Raw genomic sequence first — 15,591 nt, forward strand, 5'->3', positions numbered from 1 at the left:
TAAGTGTTATCCGATTCTGCACCTTCTGCACGCATACGGAAATGGTTACATTTTGGTGAACGAGGGTATTGCTCGCCTTTAGAGGTTTTCATGCCAACACCGCGGATCCAGCAAGGCACTGCCATTTTCCCGGCTGATCGGGACGCCGAGTTGACTATTGCCGCCTCGGCGAAAGCGGCGTCGCGAGCATTGCGCGCCGGCGCACGGGCGCCACTGTTCACTCTTGCCGACGCCAGCGGGCAGCCGGTTGCTCTTGAAGACCTGCTTCGCGCCGGCCCAGTCTTGCTGCAGTTTCAAAGGGGGGCGTGGTGTTCTTTTGGGGAAGAAAACGCGACCGAACTTGCGTCCGGTTATCAGGAGGTTGTCGCGTTGGGTGCGAGCGTCGTTGCCATCGCACCACCCTGCAAGATCGCCTCGCGCAATGCAGTCTTTCCGATGCCCGAATTGCGGGACGTCGACATGAAGGTTGCGCGCGCATATGGGCTCGCATTCGAGCTACCGGCCAGCCTTAGGCCTCGATACGAGCAGTTGGGTTACACGCCCCCATCGGCAAGGAAGACTCGCGATTGGCTGGTTCCGCTGCCCGCCACCTATCTGCTCGATCGTGACGGTGTCGTCGTCCTTGCATTTATCGACGTGGACTACCGGAACCACTGTGGTTGTGGGTCGATCCTCACAGCGTTGAAAGCGCTACAGACCAGATATGCAGTGCGTCGTCGTAGCTTTGCGATCTCGCATTGACGTTGTCGCGCGCACCCTTTGTGTCGATCGTACCTGGCGCATACGCCACATGCAGACCTGATGGAAGGAGCGCAGTGCGCAGATTTAGCCGTAGCCCGACCACACGCCGCCGTGGCGCTTTCAATTTAGACGGCGGCTTGAAGTATCGAACGAAGCTGGAGTAACGCGCTTTAATCAGTGTATTCAATCTATAAGCGTGACACCGGTTCGTCCTCAAAACTGACCAGGATCAATCGAGTTGCATCAGGGGTAAGAGCGATGTTTTCCTTCGGGACTTGCACTCGCAAAAGCAGGTGCCAACGTTCTAGTTCATTACCACTGCGGACAAAGCGAAGCGGATGCGGTTGTCGCCGAGATTCGCGAGGCAGGCCGGCACACAGACAAAATTTCCGTGGACCTTCGGACACCGGAAGGCCCGCTTCGACTGGCCGGACGGGTGCGCACCATCACGGATTAGCCATCTTCACCATCTTCCATGATCTCAGGATTGTTGGGCCTCCTCGAATATTGCAGTCTTGAAATGGCAAATTATCCGGAGGGCACAGATGCATAGAATGGTTTCAAGGCGGCAGATGGCTCAAAGCTATACGCGCTCTACCTTTAACAGTCGAAACTTACGGTGGATATCATGAAGACGAGCTCCCTTTTTAAAGTACTGGTTTTAGCCGCGGCGTCTGCCGCGTTGCCTGCATTTGCAAGTGGCTATGGCCCTGCGCCGTTTTATCATCTAGATTCGGGTGCGCCTGCGTCACAACGAGGCCAAAGCGCGCTTACGGTTGCTGCGGAACGCGGCGCCGCGCGCAGCAGTACGGACGATGTAGGTGGCGTAGCGAAAACGACCGTCGGATCCGGTGCAGCGAAGGGGCTGCGTGCACGTTCGTAGTCCATGTTTCGCACTAACCATACTGTCTCTCGTGTTGCAGTCTCATCATGCAACCCATGTTTATGGGCGACCAACACGCTTTGGCAGCGTTTATCGGTTAGCGTTTTACTTTGCGCACCTCATGCGTGAGGACGCAACGACGACGACCGATCCGGATCAACTCTTTGGGTAATCGGGCGGGTAGTGCAACGAGCCTCGCGTTAAAGATTGAACCGGTCCTGCCTTGTTCGAAAAGTACCGTGACAAACGATTGACTACGGGTGAACTGATGATTTCGGATACTGAAAACCGGAAGCTCTACCGGAACGTTCTGGGCAAGCGGATGGCATACGTTGATGAAGGTGAAGGTACGCCGATTCTCTTTCTCCATGGCAATCCGACCTCCTCATATATCTGGAGGAATGTTATTCCACACGTTTCAACGCAAGCCCGTTGCATCGCACCCGATCTGATAGGTATGGGCGATTCGGAAAAGCTGCTTGACGCCGACCCGCGCAGGTATACGTTTTCGCAGCATCGCCGCTTTCTTGATGGATTTCTCGATGAACTCGGCATAGCGAACGATCTGATTATGGTGGGGCAGGATTGGGGTGGCGTGCTGGCAATGGATTGGGCCAGGAGACATCCAGGTGCAACGCGAGGAATTGCCTACATGGAAACGATCGTTCGTGAATTGCGGTGGGACGAAGTCGCTGTGTCCATCCGCGCTCCGCTCGAGCGCTTGCGTTCGTTCGAGGGAGAGGCACTTATCCTGCGCGACAACATGCTCGTGGAGAAGGTGCTTCCGGCGTCAATGTTGCGGTCACTTTCCAATCAGGAGATGGCGGTTTATCGTCGACCGTTCCTGACGGAAGGCGACGACCGCCTGCCAATTCTGACCTTTAACCGTGAGCTTCCCATTGACGGCAGGCCACAAGCAATAGCCAGCATCGTCGCTCAGTACGCAGACTGGATGAAGGAATCCTCTATCCCTAAGCTGTTTATCAACGCCGAGCCCGGGGCAATGCTCATCGGTCAAATGAGGGATTTCTGTAGGACGTGGAAAAATCAGGAAGAGGTCAAGGTGTACGGCGGACACTACCTGCAAGAGAATTCACCCGACGCGATAGGCGAAGCAATTGCATGCTGGATATCAAGAGTTGCGATCGCTTGACACTGATGGCATGCCGCCGCTCAGGCCGGACCGGCAAGCAATGGGTGCGCAGCACAAAGCTCAAGGGTCCAGTTGATGAACGCACGCATTGCCGGAGATTGATGCCGGTTTTGAGGGTAGACAAGCGAAGTTTCCATAGTTGCGGGTTTCCACTGCGGGAGCACCTCAACGAGTTCCCCAGTGCGCAAATAAGGCAGCGCCAGCATCCGGGCAATTTGAAATAGTCCGAATCCCTTGAGACCTACAGCAAGGTGAGCCTCAGCGTCGTTTACGGTGAATGCACCGGGTATTTTGACCTCAACCTCTTTACCCTCCACCACAAAGTGCAGTTCCATTGGGCGTGAGGTACGCGCCGAGATATATTTCACGGCGACGTGTTTATCCAGGTCCTCCAGATTGATCGGCACACCAAATCTTTTCAAATAGCCTGGAGTGGCAGCAGTCAGGAAATGGAAGTCATTCAGGTGTCTTGCCACCATGTTCGAGTCGAGTAGCGCGCCAACGCGAATGGTGCAGTCGACCCCCTCCTCGATCATATCTACACGGCGATCGCTCAGGCCGATGGTGAGTTGAACATTCGGGTACTTGGCGTGAAAGTCGTCGAGCGCGGGTACAAGAATCATCTTCCCAATCGGGCCCGACGTGTCGACTCGCAATTTCCCCCGCGGGGTCATCGCGGTCGTGGAGAAGGACCCTTCAATCTCCTCAATTTCCGCGAGAACCTTGACGCATCGCTCGTAGTAGGCAGTTCCGTCGGCGGTGAGACTCAGGCGCCGGGTAGTCCGCTGGAGCAAGCGAACCTTCAGGTAGGATTCCAGATTTTGAATGATATTGGTGACCGAGGCGCGCGGCAGGTTCAGCGTGTCGGCAGCTTTCGTGAAGCTATTCGTATCGACGACACGTATGAAAACCTCCATTGCTTGCAGTCGATCCATTTACCCTCCGGTCTACGAACCTGGAAATCGCACGGGTGCGGTCACTGGTCCTTGATTATACGTGTTGGTCGCATTAGCAGCGGAGCGGCCAGAACGGCTTTGTCAACGCGACGCGACGTAACTAACCAATTGGAGTGGGAGAGCATCGACGAGTGGCCGGTGTGGGAGAACTGCAGTTAGCTGCAGTTCTCTCAGAAAGGGTGGTGGAGCTTCGTTGCGGCGATAAACGCCCACTAAAATGACTCGCTCCGCGAAATGCAGACGTTGCACGGCCAATGCGACCGGACCGCCTATTCCGGTCCCTATTGCGGTCCGGTAGCAGGTGTGACGGAATCACCCCATCCGCCTCCCAACGCGCGAATTAGATGAACGGTGGACACCACCTGGGTACCGGACAATTGAACTTGCGCGAGTTGTGATTGTAAGACGGTTCGTTGTGAATCAATGACGTCCAGATAATTGACCGCGCCCTCGGCATACTGAGTTTGTGAGAGTTGTGCTGCGCGGGTCGAGGACCGGACTGCCTCTGACTGGGTTTGAGTCTGGGCCTTAAGGATGCGCAGGTCCGCGAGGCTATCCTCGACTTCCCGGAATGCCACCAGTACCTGCTGGCGATAAGTGGCCACGTCCTCTTCGTAGACCGCGCGCGCATTTGCCAGGTTACCTTTGCGGCGTCCACCGTCAAAGATCGGAATCGCCAGCGCCGTGCCAGCTAGCGGCCCTAGCAGAAAAACGCGGGTCGACCAGTTGAAGAGGTCTCCGATCGTGGCAGATTCGAATCCTGCCGTACCCGTTAAAAGCAGAGAGGGAAAATACGCGGACTTAGCAACGCCGATGCGGGCGTTCGCCGCTTGCATCGCATATTCGGCGGCGGCGACATCAGGCCTGCGCTCAAGCAACGAAGACGGAAGTCCCGGCGGCACTTCGATCGTGACCGGCGTAAGCGGGCTAGGCTGCATTGAAAACGCGGACGGCGCTTTGCCCAGTAGTACGGCAAGGCTATGCTCGGCCGCCACACGCAACCGCTCGACGGTCATTTCGTCGGAACGAGCCGTAGAAAGTTCAGATCGCGAGCGAGCCACGTCCAGTTCGCTGATATCGCCCTCCTGATACCGGAGTTGCACGAGGTCGAGCGTCTGCTCCCGAAGCCGGACTGTGTCCCGGTAAACGGAGATCTCGGCATCCAGCTCGCGCAGATTAAAGTAGTTTTGTGCGACGTCAGCTTGCAACGCGAGTCGTACCGAGCGGAACAGTGCTTCGCTTTGCGCCGTGTTCGCGTTTGACGCCTGCACGGAATCCGACACCCGTCCAAACAGATCGACCTCGTAGGACGCCGTCGCCTGCGCGCGCCAGAGGGTTTGACGGGGGACTTCCTGGTCGTCCGGGAAGAAGAGAGAAGCCGGGGACTGCCGCTCTAGAGTCGGTCCGAAGCCTGCGCCAACGGTCGGAAAGCGCTGTGAGCGCACCGTCTGATTGAGCGCGCGTGCTTGTTCCACCCGCGCCGAAGCGCCCTTAAGATCCTGATTCGCGTCGCCCGCCTGCTGCTCGAGATCGTCGAGCGCCGGATCGTTGAAGATTTTCCACCATTCACCCCGCGGCGCTTCCTCGGCCGGCTGCGCGACTTTCCATGAGCCGGTTTCGGCGGGCATCATCTCCGCCCCCCGCGTGCCATTATCAGTGGGCGACGCAGCGGTTGCTTCTTTGAAGGCCGTTGGCACGTTCAGATCGGGGCGCTGGTAGGTCGGCGCCAGCGAGCAGCCGGCGGCTACAGTCAAAATAGGCAGGGCCGCCAGTAATCGCCTGGTGGCTTCCAGCCGGACAGCAAGAAGTCGACGCATGGAAACCCTCACAGATCGGCTGTTGCGTCGACTCCGCGCATCTGGGGCACATGCCCGTGCTTGTCGATCAGGTTGTGTCCACCGGCAAGCATGCGCAGCAGCACATAAAACACCGGCGTCAGCAGCAGGCCGAATAGCGTGACGCCAAGCATGCCGAAGAAGACCGCCACGCCCATTGCGTGCCGCATTTCGGAGCCTGCGCCGAACGATGTGATGAGAGGCACCACACCCATGATGAAGGCGAACGACGTCATGAGGATCGGCCTCAAGCGCAAGCGACTTGCTTCAATCGCCGCGCACACGACGGTAAAGCCCTGAAGTTCAAGTTCGCGCGCGAATTCGACAATGAGAATGGCGTTCTTGGCCGACAACCCGACCAGCACCATCAGGCCGATCTGCGTGAAGATGTTGTTGTCTCCGCTCGTTAGCCAGACGCCAATGAGCGCACAGAGGATGCTCATCGGTACGATCATAATCACCGCGAGCGGCAGAGCCAGGCTTTCGTACAACGCGGACAGCACCAGAAACACCAGCAGGACGCTAATCGGGAATACCAGCACCGCCGAGTTGCCAGCAAGAATCTGCTGATAAGTCATGTCGGTCCATTCGAACTTGATGCCGCGCGGCAGAACTTGCGCCGCAATGCGTTCAGCGGCTGCCTGCGCCTCGTCGGTCGAATAGCCGGGCGCCGGGCCGCCGTTGATATCGGCCGAGGTGTAACCGTTGTACCGCACCACCATGTCCGGACCATACGTCGGCGTCACAGTCACCAGCGACGATAGCGGAACCATTTCACCATTCGCGTTTCTGGTTTTCAGCAGACCGATGTCTGCTGTGTGAGCGCGGAACGGCGCGTCTGCTTGGACGCGGACCTGATACACACGCCCGAAACGGTTGAAGTCATTGACGTATAAAGAGCCGAGATAAATCTGCATAGTCTGGAACACGTCCGTCACCGCCACTCCTAACTGCTTTGCTTTGACCCGGTCAAGCGCGACGTTCAGTTGGGGAACGTTGATCTGGTAGCTGGAAAACGTCGGTCCCAGTTCGGGGGTTGTCGAGGCGACTTTGATGAACTCCTGCGTTGCCGCGTCGAGTGCCGCATAGCCCAATGCACCCCGATCCTCGAGTTCCATCTTGAAGCCGCCCAGCGTGCCGAGTCCCAATACAGGTGGGGGAGGGAACACGCCGATGTACGCCCCTTTGATCGCGCTATATTTCCTGATGAGCTGGCCGGCAATCTCGTGTGCGGACAGCGCTTTACTCGTTCGTTCCTCGAAGGGTTTCAAGGTCAGAAACATGATTCCCGCGCTGGACGAGTTGGTGAATCCGTTCACGGACAGTCCCGGATGCTGCACGGCTGCTTCAACACCCGGCGTGGCGAGCCCGATCTCGGCCATCTTGCGAATCACTTGTTCAGTCCGGTCGAGCGAAGCGCCGTTTGGCAGTTGCGCAAATGTGATCAGATACTCTTTGTCCTGCGCCGGCACGAATCCGCCGGGAACGACCCGTATCATCGCGACAGCGCAGCAAAGCAGCACAACGTAGATGCCCATCATCAGTGCCTTACGTTTCAGCACTTTTTTCACGCCCGAACTGTAAGCCACGGATCCCCTTTGAAAAACCGCATTGAAGCGCTTGAAGAAGCCGCCAAATGCGCGGTCCATTGCGCGCGTCAGCCAGTCTTTGGGTTCGTTATGTCCTTTCAGCAAAAGGGCTGCCAAGGCCGGTGACAGCGTCAGCGAGTTGAACGCCGAGATAATCGTCGAGATCGCGATGGTGACCGCGAACTGTTTGTAGAACTGACCGGTCAGTCCGCTCATAAAGGCAAGCGGTACGAACACGGCCGCCAGCGTCAACGCAATCGCAACAATAGGGCCGCTCACCTCTCGCATCGCTTCATAAGTAGCTTCTTTGGCGGATAGCCCGCTTGCGATATTCCGTTCGACGTTTTCGACCACGACAATGGCATCGTCGACCACAATGCCGATCGCGAGCACCATCCCGAAGAGCGAAAGCGCGTTGATGGAAAAACCGAACGCAAGTAGAAGCGTAAAGGTACCGACAATGGAAACAGGCACCGCTACAAGCGGAATGACGGACGCGCGCCACGTCTGGAGAAAAATAATGACGACGAGAACGACGAGCGCAATGGCTTCAAGAAGGGTATGGATGACGGCGTGAATACTGGCCCGTACGAACTGTGTCGGGTCGTAGATGATATGGTCTTCGAGGCCCGGCGGAAAGTCGGGCCGCAGCTCGCTCATGGTCTTGCGTACGGCCTCCGAAATCTGCAGGGAATTTGCGCCGGGCTGCTGAAAGATCCACATCGCAACAGCCTGCTTGTTGTCGAGCAATGAGCGCTCGGCATACTCGGCGGCGTCCAGTTCGACGCGGGCCACATCGCGCAGATGTGTCACACCGCCGTCGGGCGATGCTTTAAGGACGATGTCTTCGAATTCCTCGACCGTTTGCAGGCGACCCTGAGCATTCACGCTGAGCTGAAGTGGAACGTCGGGTAAGGTCGGAGAAGATCCGACCAATCCCGCGGAAACCTGTACGTTCTGTTCCCGGATTGCCTCGACAACGTCGGTCGCCGTCATATTGTGCTGGGCGACCTTTTGAGGATCGAGCCAGATGCGCATCGAGTAGTCACCGGACCCTTTCAGGACGACTTCGCCTACGCCCGGCACCCGTTCGAGCCGGTCCTTGACGTTGATGACAGAATAATTGCGCAGGTACTTCATGTCATAACGACCGTTCGGCGACACGAGGTGGACCACCATCGTCAGGGTCGGCGACGATTTGATCGTTGTCACGCCAAGCCGCTGCACGTCTTCAGGCAGCCGCGGCAGCGCCTGCGAGACGCGATTCTCCACTAGCTGCTGGGCCAGGTTCACATCGGTTCCCAGCTTGAACGTGATCGTGAGCGTCAGATTGCCGTCGCTGTTCGCCTGCGACTGCATGTAAAGCATATTTTCGACCCCGTTGATCTGCTCTTCGAGCGGAGCAGCCACCGTCGCCGCAATCACTTTGGGGTTGGCGCCCGGATACTGTGCGCGAACCACGACGGAGGGAGGCACGACTTCCGGATACTCGGATATCGGCAACTTGAATATCGAAATCACACCACCGAGGAGAATCAGCATCGACAATACGCCGGCGAAGATCGGGCGATCGATGAAAAACTTGGACAGGTTCATGGAATCCGCCAGAAACGCGTCTGCTTGCGAAACGGCTTACGCCGGCGACGATTGTGTCGTGGTTCCGGGGCCGCTCATCGGCACCATCTTTGCTCTGACGACGTCTTCGGGATGAATGCGCTGCAACCCGTTGACGACGATTCGGTCGCCCGCAACGAGTCCTTTACGTATCACGCGCAGACCGTCGTGCTGATCGCCAAGCACAACTTCCCGGTAGTGAACGCGGTCGTTGGCATCGAGGACCATGACGAACTTCTTGTCCTGATCCGTGCTAACCGCGGCGTCATCGATCAGCACCGCGGCATGCGGTACGCCGCCGCCGACCTGAACGCGCGCATAGAGTCCCGGAACCAGTGTGCCGTCTTCATTATTGAAGCGTGCGCGCACGCGGATCGTGCCGGATGTCGTGTCCAGCCGGTTGTCGACCGAATAGATCACCCCTGTGCGGGAAAAACCGGTTTCGTTTGCTAGTCCCAGCAGAACGGGCACGGTCTCCTTCGAGTCGCGTCCGAGATAACGCAGATAGGTCTGTTCGTCAGCGTCGAACTCTGCGTAAATCGGCGAGACAGACACGAGTGTCGTCAACAGAGGCGCATTCGCGCCGGTCGACACGACATTGCCGACAGTCAGTTCCGCGCGTGACACCCGGCCGGTAACCGGTGCAGTGATATGCGCGTAGGCGAGATTGATCCGAGCAGTTTCAAGGGCCGCTTGAGCGGCCTTGACGTTAGCAATGGCTTCGCGCGAGGCGTTCTGCGCGAGGTCGTAGTCGCGTTTGGCAATTGCATTGTCGGCAAGCAGGCGGACAGCACGGGCCGCGTCCGTCGACGTGTATCCTTCATGCGCCTGCGCAGCAGCCAGTTGCGCGCCGGCCTGATCGACCGCTGCCAGGTAGGGGCGGGGATCGATCGTAAAGAGCGGATCGCCCTTTTTAACGAGGTCACCGTCGCGGAAGTGCACAGCGATGATGGTGCCGGAAACGAGAGGCCGTATCTCGACCTTGTCTATTGCCGCAAGGCGTCCTGAATAGTCTTGATAGTCGGTGATGGTCTTTGCCACCACCGTCGCAACATCGACTTCAACGTGCGAGGTGGCCGCAGCCTCCGCGGCCACCGCTGGACCCGCTCCTTTCAAATGACCCGTACCCAATAGACAGAGGCCGCCCGCTACAACCAGAATAAGGACTCCGATTCGTATAAATTTTGGCCGAGTGTTCATTCGAAACCTCGAGTAGTTTCTCTTACGGGGAGGGCGTCTCTGATCTGGTGTACTCGTGGCAGCAACTATCCCGTCTCTTCGGGCGGGAAACCGACGTCGTGGCCTTCGCTCACGCGACACCTGAGGTCAATAGCAGTTTCGTCAGGAACAGAGTATTGGTCCGTCAAACGCGCGTCCTTGGGCGAACCTGATACGACCTGATGCGACCTGACAAGAACTGCGCTGCTCGCCGGCTGGCGGGACGCGGTCGACAATTTGTCTAATGTATCCCTGCACTACGTCGATCAGGACCACCGCTGCCCGCCCGACTTTCGCGTGAGCAGGCCTGACTTGGCCGCTTGCCATGAGGGGCTCAATCGATCGCCAAAACAGCTTATTCACCACTGCGTTCGCAGTTTGGAAGGCTCCTTTTAGCACGATGATGTAACGGTGATTACGCCACTATTCTCGCGCGCAGAATTCGCACAGAGTCCCCTTTTCTTTGAGCAGCATAGCTTCGTCGAATTGAGTGTTCCGTTCTCTGCGTGTATGGGAAGCGTGACGAGCATCACGCTTGCAAAGATCGTTCGGATACACTCGCCGTAAGCATCTGGGGGGCCTAACTCTTCGCTACGGGCGCCGGAGGTACGGGCAGGATGATCTCAGAAGCGACCTTCCAGTCCTTCCTGATTTTTATCCAGTTGATGATCATCAGAAACGGCTTGGGCGTTCCGTCCTGCCCCGCATACGAAACCGTGATATTCACCGGGGCGTAGGATTGCGCTATGTCTCGCGTCAGGCCGACGACCTTGAGCTTCGAGTAATCCGGCCGAAGCACGACCGGGCCGGAGCTGCCGATGTCGTGCAGCTTCTGATCGATTGCCTCGTTGCCCCAGACGCCTGCCCAGTTCCCCTCGGCGGGGATTGCGCTTTTGGCAACGAGAAGGGCCGAGGGGGATTGCCAGAACATCTCATGCAGAGCCTTGAAGTCGTGCCGGTTGGCTAATTCCATGAGGCCGCCGAACTCTGATTTGATTGTGTTCAGGGTCTGAGCATTCAGTGGCTCTTTGTAGGCGGCAGGAGTAGCCGCGATAGATCCGGCAGAAAAGGTCAGAGCGGTGGCTGCGGCAAAAAGTGTTTTGTACATGATCAGGAATCCTTTGTAAAAAATATCTTAATTCGTGATGGGAAGAAGCCCTAAGATTGCTTCTTGACCGTGTTCGCCGCGCCCCAGAGCGAACCCGGGTTGACGTGATCGGGGTAGAGTTCGAGCATTGCGTTGTAGAGTTGCAGCGCGGTTTTCGTTGACGCGTCCAGGCGATCGAAATCGCGAAGGTATTGCCGCGTTTCGCCGATGATGCGGGGATCATCGGCGTTCCCCGGCACTTTGTGCCCAGCGATTACCGCGCGGGGTTTCAGGGCCTCAAGTTTGTCAAGCGTGGAAATCCATTCGAGCCGGCTCTGCGTATCGGTCTCGCCAAGATAGGGATGAATGCCGTTGTAAACAGCATCCCCGCCGACGATCAATCCGATGGACGGGACGTGCAAGCATGTGGAGTGAGCTGTATCAGTTCGCCCGACATTCAACACGACGAGTTTGTGCCCCTCCAACTCTAGCTCATTGTTTTCCAGCGGCTCGGCGACCAGCAAGCGGTCCGGTATCTCGCCGGGAAAAAGCCGGCGCCAGAAATCGTCGATCCAGGCCGGTGAAAGGTTCTCGTGCATGGCCGCGACCACTTCGGGCGTAGCAGCCGCTCTTGCCTTCGGGAATTGCTCCAGAAGAGCGGCGAGGCCAAAAAAATGGTCGCCGTGCCCGTGCGTAATGTAGATGGTAGTGAGATTCTTACCACTCGCGACCACCCAGTCCAGCAGAGTCTGTGATTGCTCTGACGTGAGAAAGGTGTCGACCAGGACGGCGTCACGTTCTCCATAGATGAGTGTCGACGAATTCGCCACCCACATCAGATCTTCCTTCCCGGCGGGCAGATCGCGACGGAGGCCAGGGCGCTTAATCGTGAGTAAGTCCCATTGAATATTGCCAGTAGCATTGGCGGCACTCATCGTAAATTCCTTTACTGTTTGTGATGTATGGGTCACGAACGGCTCTCATCGGGATCGAGCAGATGCTCGCGGAAACTCGGTGAGATAAGGGTCGAAATGGCCGCCCGGTATCAAAACGAGCCGTTTGGGCTCCAGCGCGCGCTCGGGACGAAATAGCCAGGCGCCTGGTTTGATTCCGCCTTCTGCTGGCACGCTTACATCGAGCCTTAAAATCACGATCGTTTCCTCGCGAGCGGAGCAGATTCCTTGACAGGCAGCATTAAGCTGCGGTAAATTAATTCTGACCGGTCGTCTTGAATTAGTCAAGGATATGCGAAGTGAAATCTCAGCTTGCCGCCAAACGTGGGCCGAAGCCCAAGCCCGATACCCGCAACAATCTCGTTCAGGCGGGGTTGCGGATTATTCACGCTGAGGGCTACGCTGCGACGGGTATTCAGAGCATCGTCGAGAGCGTGAATGTGCCCAAAGGGTCGTTCTACAATCACTTCGCCAGCAAGGAGGCGTTCGGGGCAGAGGTGATGGACGCCTACTTCGATCGCAACGAAGGCAAACTACGCGACATCTTCGGCAATGCCGATGTCGCACCGTTGGTCCGGTTGGAAGCCTATTTTGACGACCGGATCAAGGTGTTTAAGGCAGTCGGCTTCGCAAAGGGATGTCTGTTGGGAAATCTCAGCGCAGAGGTGGCTGACCATAGCGTGCTTATGCGGGAGCGTCTGGCCGGGCATTTTGCGAGCTGGGGCCATTTCTTCGAGATCTGCATTGCTGAAGCGCAGGAGCAAGGTGCAGTCGGCGACCTGCTTCCCGCAGCCATGCTAGGGCGGTTCGTGCTGAATAGCTGGGAAGGCGCGTTATTGCGTATGCGTGCAGAAAAGAGTGAGGCTCCGTTGATCGAGTTCAAGCGGGTCGTCTTCGGCAAGCTTCTCACCTAAGAGGGCGAGAAAAAAGGCTTTGGCCAAACTCCGACCACGCCGTCGTGATTCGCCGGGCGAAAATGCCAACCATTTCCCGTTCCGGCTTGACGCGATGGATCTGCCGGAAGGCAATAGGCATGCGAACGGGGTTAGGGCGCGGTAACTCACGCATATATCAATGGCCACTGGCGATAGCGGCGGTGGAGAGAAACTCTACGAGAATTCCATAAAACAGTTATAGCTTAATGTGATTTTGCCGTTGAAGAGGATTCCTGAAAATCTCACGACGTTCGCTGTCGTTGACTTTTCAACAGCATCGGGCCGGCAAGGGCCGCTCGCATCGCCTTAAAGCGATCGCCGCTGACTCAAGCATAAATTGCGATTGACGATGGTTTAGTCAGACTGCCCGATAAATTTGACATAATGATAATTATCAACAAAAATTTTGTAGCAGCAATATCCTAATGTCGTGTTTGAGCAAGATAGGAATGTCGTGTTTTGGTGCTGGTGCGATGCTGGGAGCTTCCGATCCAACGATGGGAGCTCGCCATGCAGCCAACCGACCTGGTGACGTTGAACATGCGCGAACTCGACCGACTCAAAGTGATTCAAGCTGTGATGGACCGGATGCTCAAACCGGGCCTGGCCGCCGAGCGTTTGCACCTGACGGTGCGTCAGATCGAGCGGCTGGTGCTTCGGTATAAACAGACCGGGCCGGGCGGCGTTGGATCGGCTGCCCGAGGACGTCCTGGTAATCGAAAGCTCGATGAAGCCACGGCTTACCGGGCGCTAATTTTGATCCGAGACCGCTACGCCGATTTCGGCCCGACACTGGCCTGCGAGAAGCTGCGTGAATCTCACGGTCTGACGCTTTCAAAGGAAACCGTGCGGCACCTGATGACTGACGCGGGCCTGTGGATTCCGCGCAAGCAGCGCCCGCCCAAGATCCACCAGCCGAGGAACCGGCGTTCGTGCCTGGGCGAACTGATCCAGATCGATGGCAGCGATCATCGGTGGTTTGAGGAACGCGCGCCGGCCTGCACGCTGCTGGTGTTTATTGACGACGCCACCAGTCGGCTGATGACGCTGCACTTCACCGCGACCGAGTCGACCTTCAGTTATTTCGAAGCGACGCGCCAGTACATCGAAGCGTATGGCAAACCGGTCGCACTCTACAGCGACAAGGCGAGCGTGTTCCACTGCAACCACCCGGCGAGCACGCCCGGCAAGGGTGTAACCCAATACGGACGGGCCTTGTACGAGTTGAACGTGGATACGTTATGTGCCAACAGCAGCCAGGCCAAGGGGCGCGTGGAGCGCGCCAACCTGACCTTGCAGGACCGCTTGGTGAAGGAGTTGCGACTGCGCAAGATCGACACGAAGGAAGCGGCGAACGCTTATGCGCCCCACTTCATTGCCGACTTCAATGGCCGCTTTGGCAAGGCACCGAGGAGTGCGTACAACGCGCACCGGCCGCTCAGGGCGGATGAGAATCTTGATCTGATTCTGACCTGTCGGGTCTCGCGCTGCGTGTCGGCGACGTTGACCGTCCAGTATGACCGGGTGATGTATTTGCTGGACGATACGCCGGCCAACCGCGGCCTGATTCACCACTACCTGGACGTGGTCGAATACCCCGATGGGCGCATCGAGATCCGGGCCAATGGTGCCGCCCTGACCTATCGCCAGTACGATCGCTTATCCGACATCGACCAAGGGGCGGTAGTCGACAACAAGCGGCTGGGACACGTGCTGGAGGTGGCGCGGCAGGTGCAGCTGGAGCGGGACAACCGGCGCATCTCGGGTTCGCCGTCGAGGACTAATCAGGGCGAGCCGGCGAAGCCGAAGATGCGGGCCAACAACACGCGCAAGCAGCGCGCGCTCACGCAAGCGGACCTGAACGGCATCATCTTGAGAACGGCCGAAAGGCGGGTAGCCGCGGTGGGGAAATGACCCTTTCAAGAGAGATTTAGAAGGCTGAAACCAACCTCAAACCAACCCAAAACCCGACATTTCTAATTAGCCCGCACCCCGACATCTGAATCTGGCCTCGACAAATTTGACATCGACATCTGAATCTGGCCTCGACATTTCATTTCATCGACATCGACTGTTGTAGCAGACAGCAACTACATCCATCATCCGTCACGCGCTTTCATAACGGGCAGTCCCAATCCTTAACATGATGCGAGAGGCTCATAAACAGAACGTCCATATCCGGGGTCTTTAGCTGTCCCATGCTACGCGACGTGGCGAGCGCGCCGAGCGAGTCAGGTTCCTGACGGCGCCGGAGCAGCTGAGCGCTATAGGCATCTTCTTTACTGAGCGGGAGGAACCCTTGCGGGGCCCGCGAGGCAAGTTTCGGTCAAAAAGTCGATGACCCCATGAATGGTATCGAGGGCCGCCGAATAATAGATGAAGGTCCCCTCCCGGCGCCCGGATACAAGGTTCGCTCGCAACATGTCCTTGAGGTGGAAAGACAGGCTGGATGAAACGATTCCTAACCGCGCAGAAATCTCGCCAGCGGGCAACCCGCGCGGCCCCGCCGTAACGAGTATCCGGAAGACAGCCAATCGCGACCGGTGCGCTATAGCGCTCAAAGCAAGCATTCTGGTGTCTTCATCCATTTCCATGGTTCATCAATCGTCGAAAGTCGTTTGCTCTGG

At 57.4% G+C, this 15,591-nt stretch carries 11 protein-coding genes; 4 read left to right on the forward strand and 7 right to left on the reverse strand.

Going from position 1 to position 15,591, the window contains the following annotated elements:
• Positions 1-90 precede the first annotated feature (90 nt).
• Both ACSQ36_RS40150 and ACSQ36_RS40155 read left to right on the forward strand, forming a co-directional pair.
• A complete protein-coding gene (locus ACSQ36_RS40150) occupies positions 91-741 on the forward strand; it encodes a peroxiredoxin-like family protein (protein ID WP_436186397.1) in 651 nt (216 codons plus the stop codon).
• Positions 742-1,847: 1,106 nt separating this feature from the next.
• Positions 1,848-2,777 carry a haloalkane dehalogenase gene (locus ACSQ36_RS40155; protein WP_436186398.1) on the forward strand — a complete coding sequence of 310 codons (930 nt, stop codon included), beginning with the start codon at positions 1,848-1,850 and terminating at the stop codon, positions 2,775-2,777.
• A gap of 20 nt (positions 2,778-2,797) precedes the next feature.
• On the opposite strand, the gene ACSQ36_RS40160 is transcribed toward ACSQ36_RS40155, so the two are convergent.
• The 6 genes from ACSQ36_RS40160 to ACSQ36_RS40185 all read right to left on the reverse strand — a co-directional run bounded on the left by ACSQ36_RS40160 (position 2,798) and on the right by ACSQ36_RS40185 (position 12,047).
• Positions 2,798-3,712: a LysR family transcriptional regulator gene (locus tag ACSQ36_RS40160; RefSeq protein ID WP_436186399.1), complete on the reverse strand. Its 915-nt coding sequence runs from the start codon at positions 3,710-3,712 to the stop codon at positions 2,798-2,800.
• Between the two features lie 302 nt (positions 3,713-4,014).
• On the reverse strand, positions 4,015-5,550 hold the full coding sequence (locus ACSQ36_RS40165; protein ID WP_436186493.1) for an efflux transporter outer membrane subunit: 1,536 nt from the start codon (positions 5,548-5,550) through the stop codon (positions 4,015-4,017).
• A gap of 8 nt (positions 5,551-5,558) precedes the next feature.
• Positions 5,559-8,753, reverse strand: a complete 3,195-nt coding sequence (locus ACSQ36_RS40170; RefSeq protein ID WP_436186400.1) for an efflux RND transporter permease subunit — start codon at positions 8,751-8,753, stop codon at positions 5,559-5,561.
• 36 nt (positions 8,754-8,789) lie between these two features.
• Positions 8,790-9,971, reverse strand: a complete 1,182-nt coding sequence (locus ACSQ36_RS40175; protein WP_436186401.1) for an efflux RND transporter periplasmic adaptor subunit — start codon at positions 9,969-9,971, stop codon at positions 8,790-8,792.
• 598 nt (positions 9,972-10,569) lie between these two features.
• Positions 10,570-11,097 (reverse strand): hypothetical protein, encoded by a 528-nt coding sequence (locus ACSQ36_RS40180; RefSeq protein ID WP_436186402.1) that lies wholly within the window; start codon positions 11,095-11,097, stop codon positions 10,570-10,572.
• 50 nt (positions 11,098-11,147) lie between these two features.
• A complete protein-coding gene (locus tag ACSQ36_RS40185) occupies positions 11,148-12,047 on the reverse strand; it encodes an MBL fold metallo-hydrolase (protein WP_436186403.1) in 900 nt (299 codons plus the stop codon).
• A gap of 281 nt (positions 12,048-12,328) precedes the next feature.
• On the opposite strand from ACSQ36_RS40185, the gene ACSQ36_RS40190 reads away from it, so the two are divergent.
• Positions 12,329-12,943, forward strand: coding sequence for a TetR family transcriptional regulator C-terminal domain-containing protein (locus ACSQ36_RS40190; RefSeq protein WP_436186404.1), 615 nt, complete (start codon positions 12,329-12,331; stop codon positions 12,941-12,943).
• 531 nt (positions 12,944-13,474) lie between these two features.
• The gene (locus ACSQ36_RS40195) at positions 13,475-14,878 is read left to right on the forward strand and encodes an ISNCY family transposase (RefSeq protein ID WP_436184949.1); all 1,404 of its coding nucleotides are present in this window, start codon (positions 13,475-13,477) and stop codon (positions 14,876-14,878) included.
• A 365-nt stretch (positions 14,879-15,243) separates the two neighbouring features.
• On the opposite strand, the gene ACSQ36_RS40200 is transcribed toward ACSQ36_RS40195, so the two are convergent.
• The gene (locus ACSQ36_RS40200; RefSeq protein ID WP_436186405.1) at positions 15,244-15,558 is read right to left on the reverse strand and encodes an ArsR/SmtB family transcription factor; all 315 of its coding nucleotides are present in this window, start codon (positions 15,556-15,558) and stop codon (positions 15,244-15,246) included.
• Positions 15,559-15,591: the final 33 nt, after the last annotated feature.

Source organism: Caballeronia sp. LjRoot34 (genome assembly GCF_964253815.1).
Classification (GTDB): domain Bacteria; phylum Pseudomonadota; class Gammaproteobacteria; order Burkholderiales; family Burkholderiaceae; genus Caballeronia.

Bases quoted from the DNA above. Each gene is read 5' to 3' on its own strand.
- ACSQ36_RS40150 (WP_436186397.1), top strand. From the start codon at position 91: ATGCCAACACCGCGGATCCAGCAAGGCACTGCCATTTTCCCGGCTGAT.
- ACSQ36_RS40160 (WP_436186399.1), bottom strand. From the start codon at position 3,712: ATGGATCGACTGCAAGCAATGGAGGTTTTCATACGTGTCGTCGATACG.
- ACSQ36_RS40165 (WP_436186493.1), bottom strand. From the start codon at position 5,550: ATGCGTCGACTTCTTGCTGTCCGGCTGGAAGCCACCAGGCGATTACTG.
- ACSQ36_RS40170 (WP_436186400.1), bottom strand. From the start codon at position 8,753: ATGAACCTGTCCAAGTTTTTCATCGATCGCCCGATCTTCGCCGGCGTA.
- ACSQ36_RS40175 (WP_436186401.1), bottom strand. From the start codon at position 9,971: ATGAACACTCGGCCAAAATTTATACGAATCGGAGTCCTTATTCTGGTT.
- ACSQ36_RS40180 (WP_436186402.1), bottom strand. From the start codon at position 11,097: ATGTACAAAACACTTTTTGCCGCAGCCACCGCTCTGACCTTTTCTGCC.
- ACSQ36_RS40195 (WP_436184949.1), top strand. From the start codon at position 13,475: ATGCAGCCAACCGACCTGGTGACGTTGAACATGCGCGAACTCGACCGA.
- ACSQ36_RS40200 (WP_436186405.1), bottom strand. From the start codon at position 15,558: ATGGAAATGGATGAAGACACCAGAATGCTTGCTTTGAGCGCTATAGCG.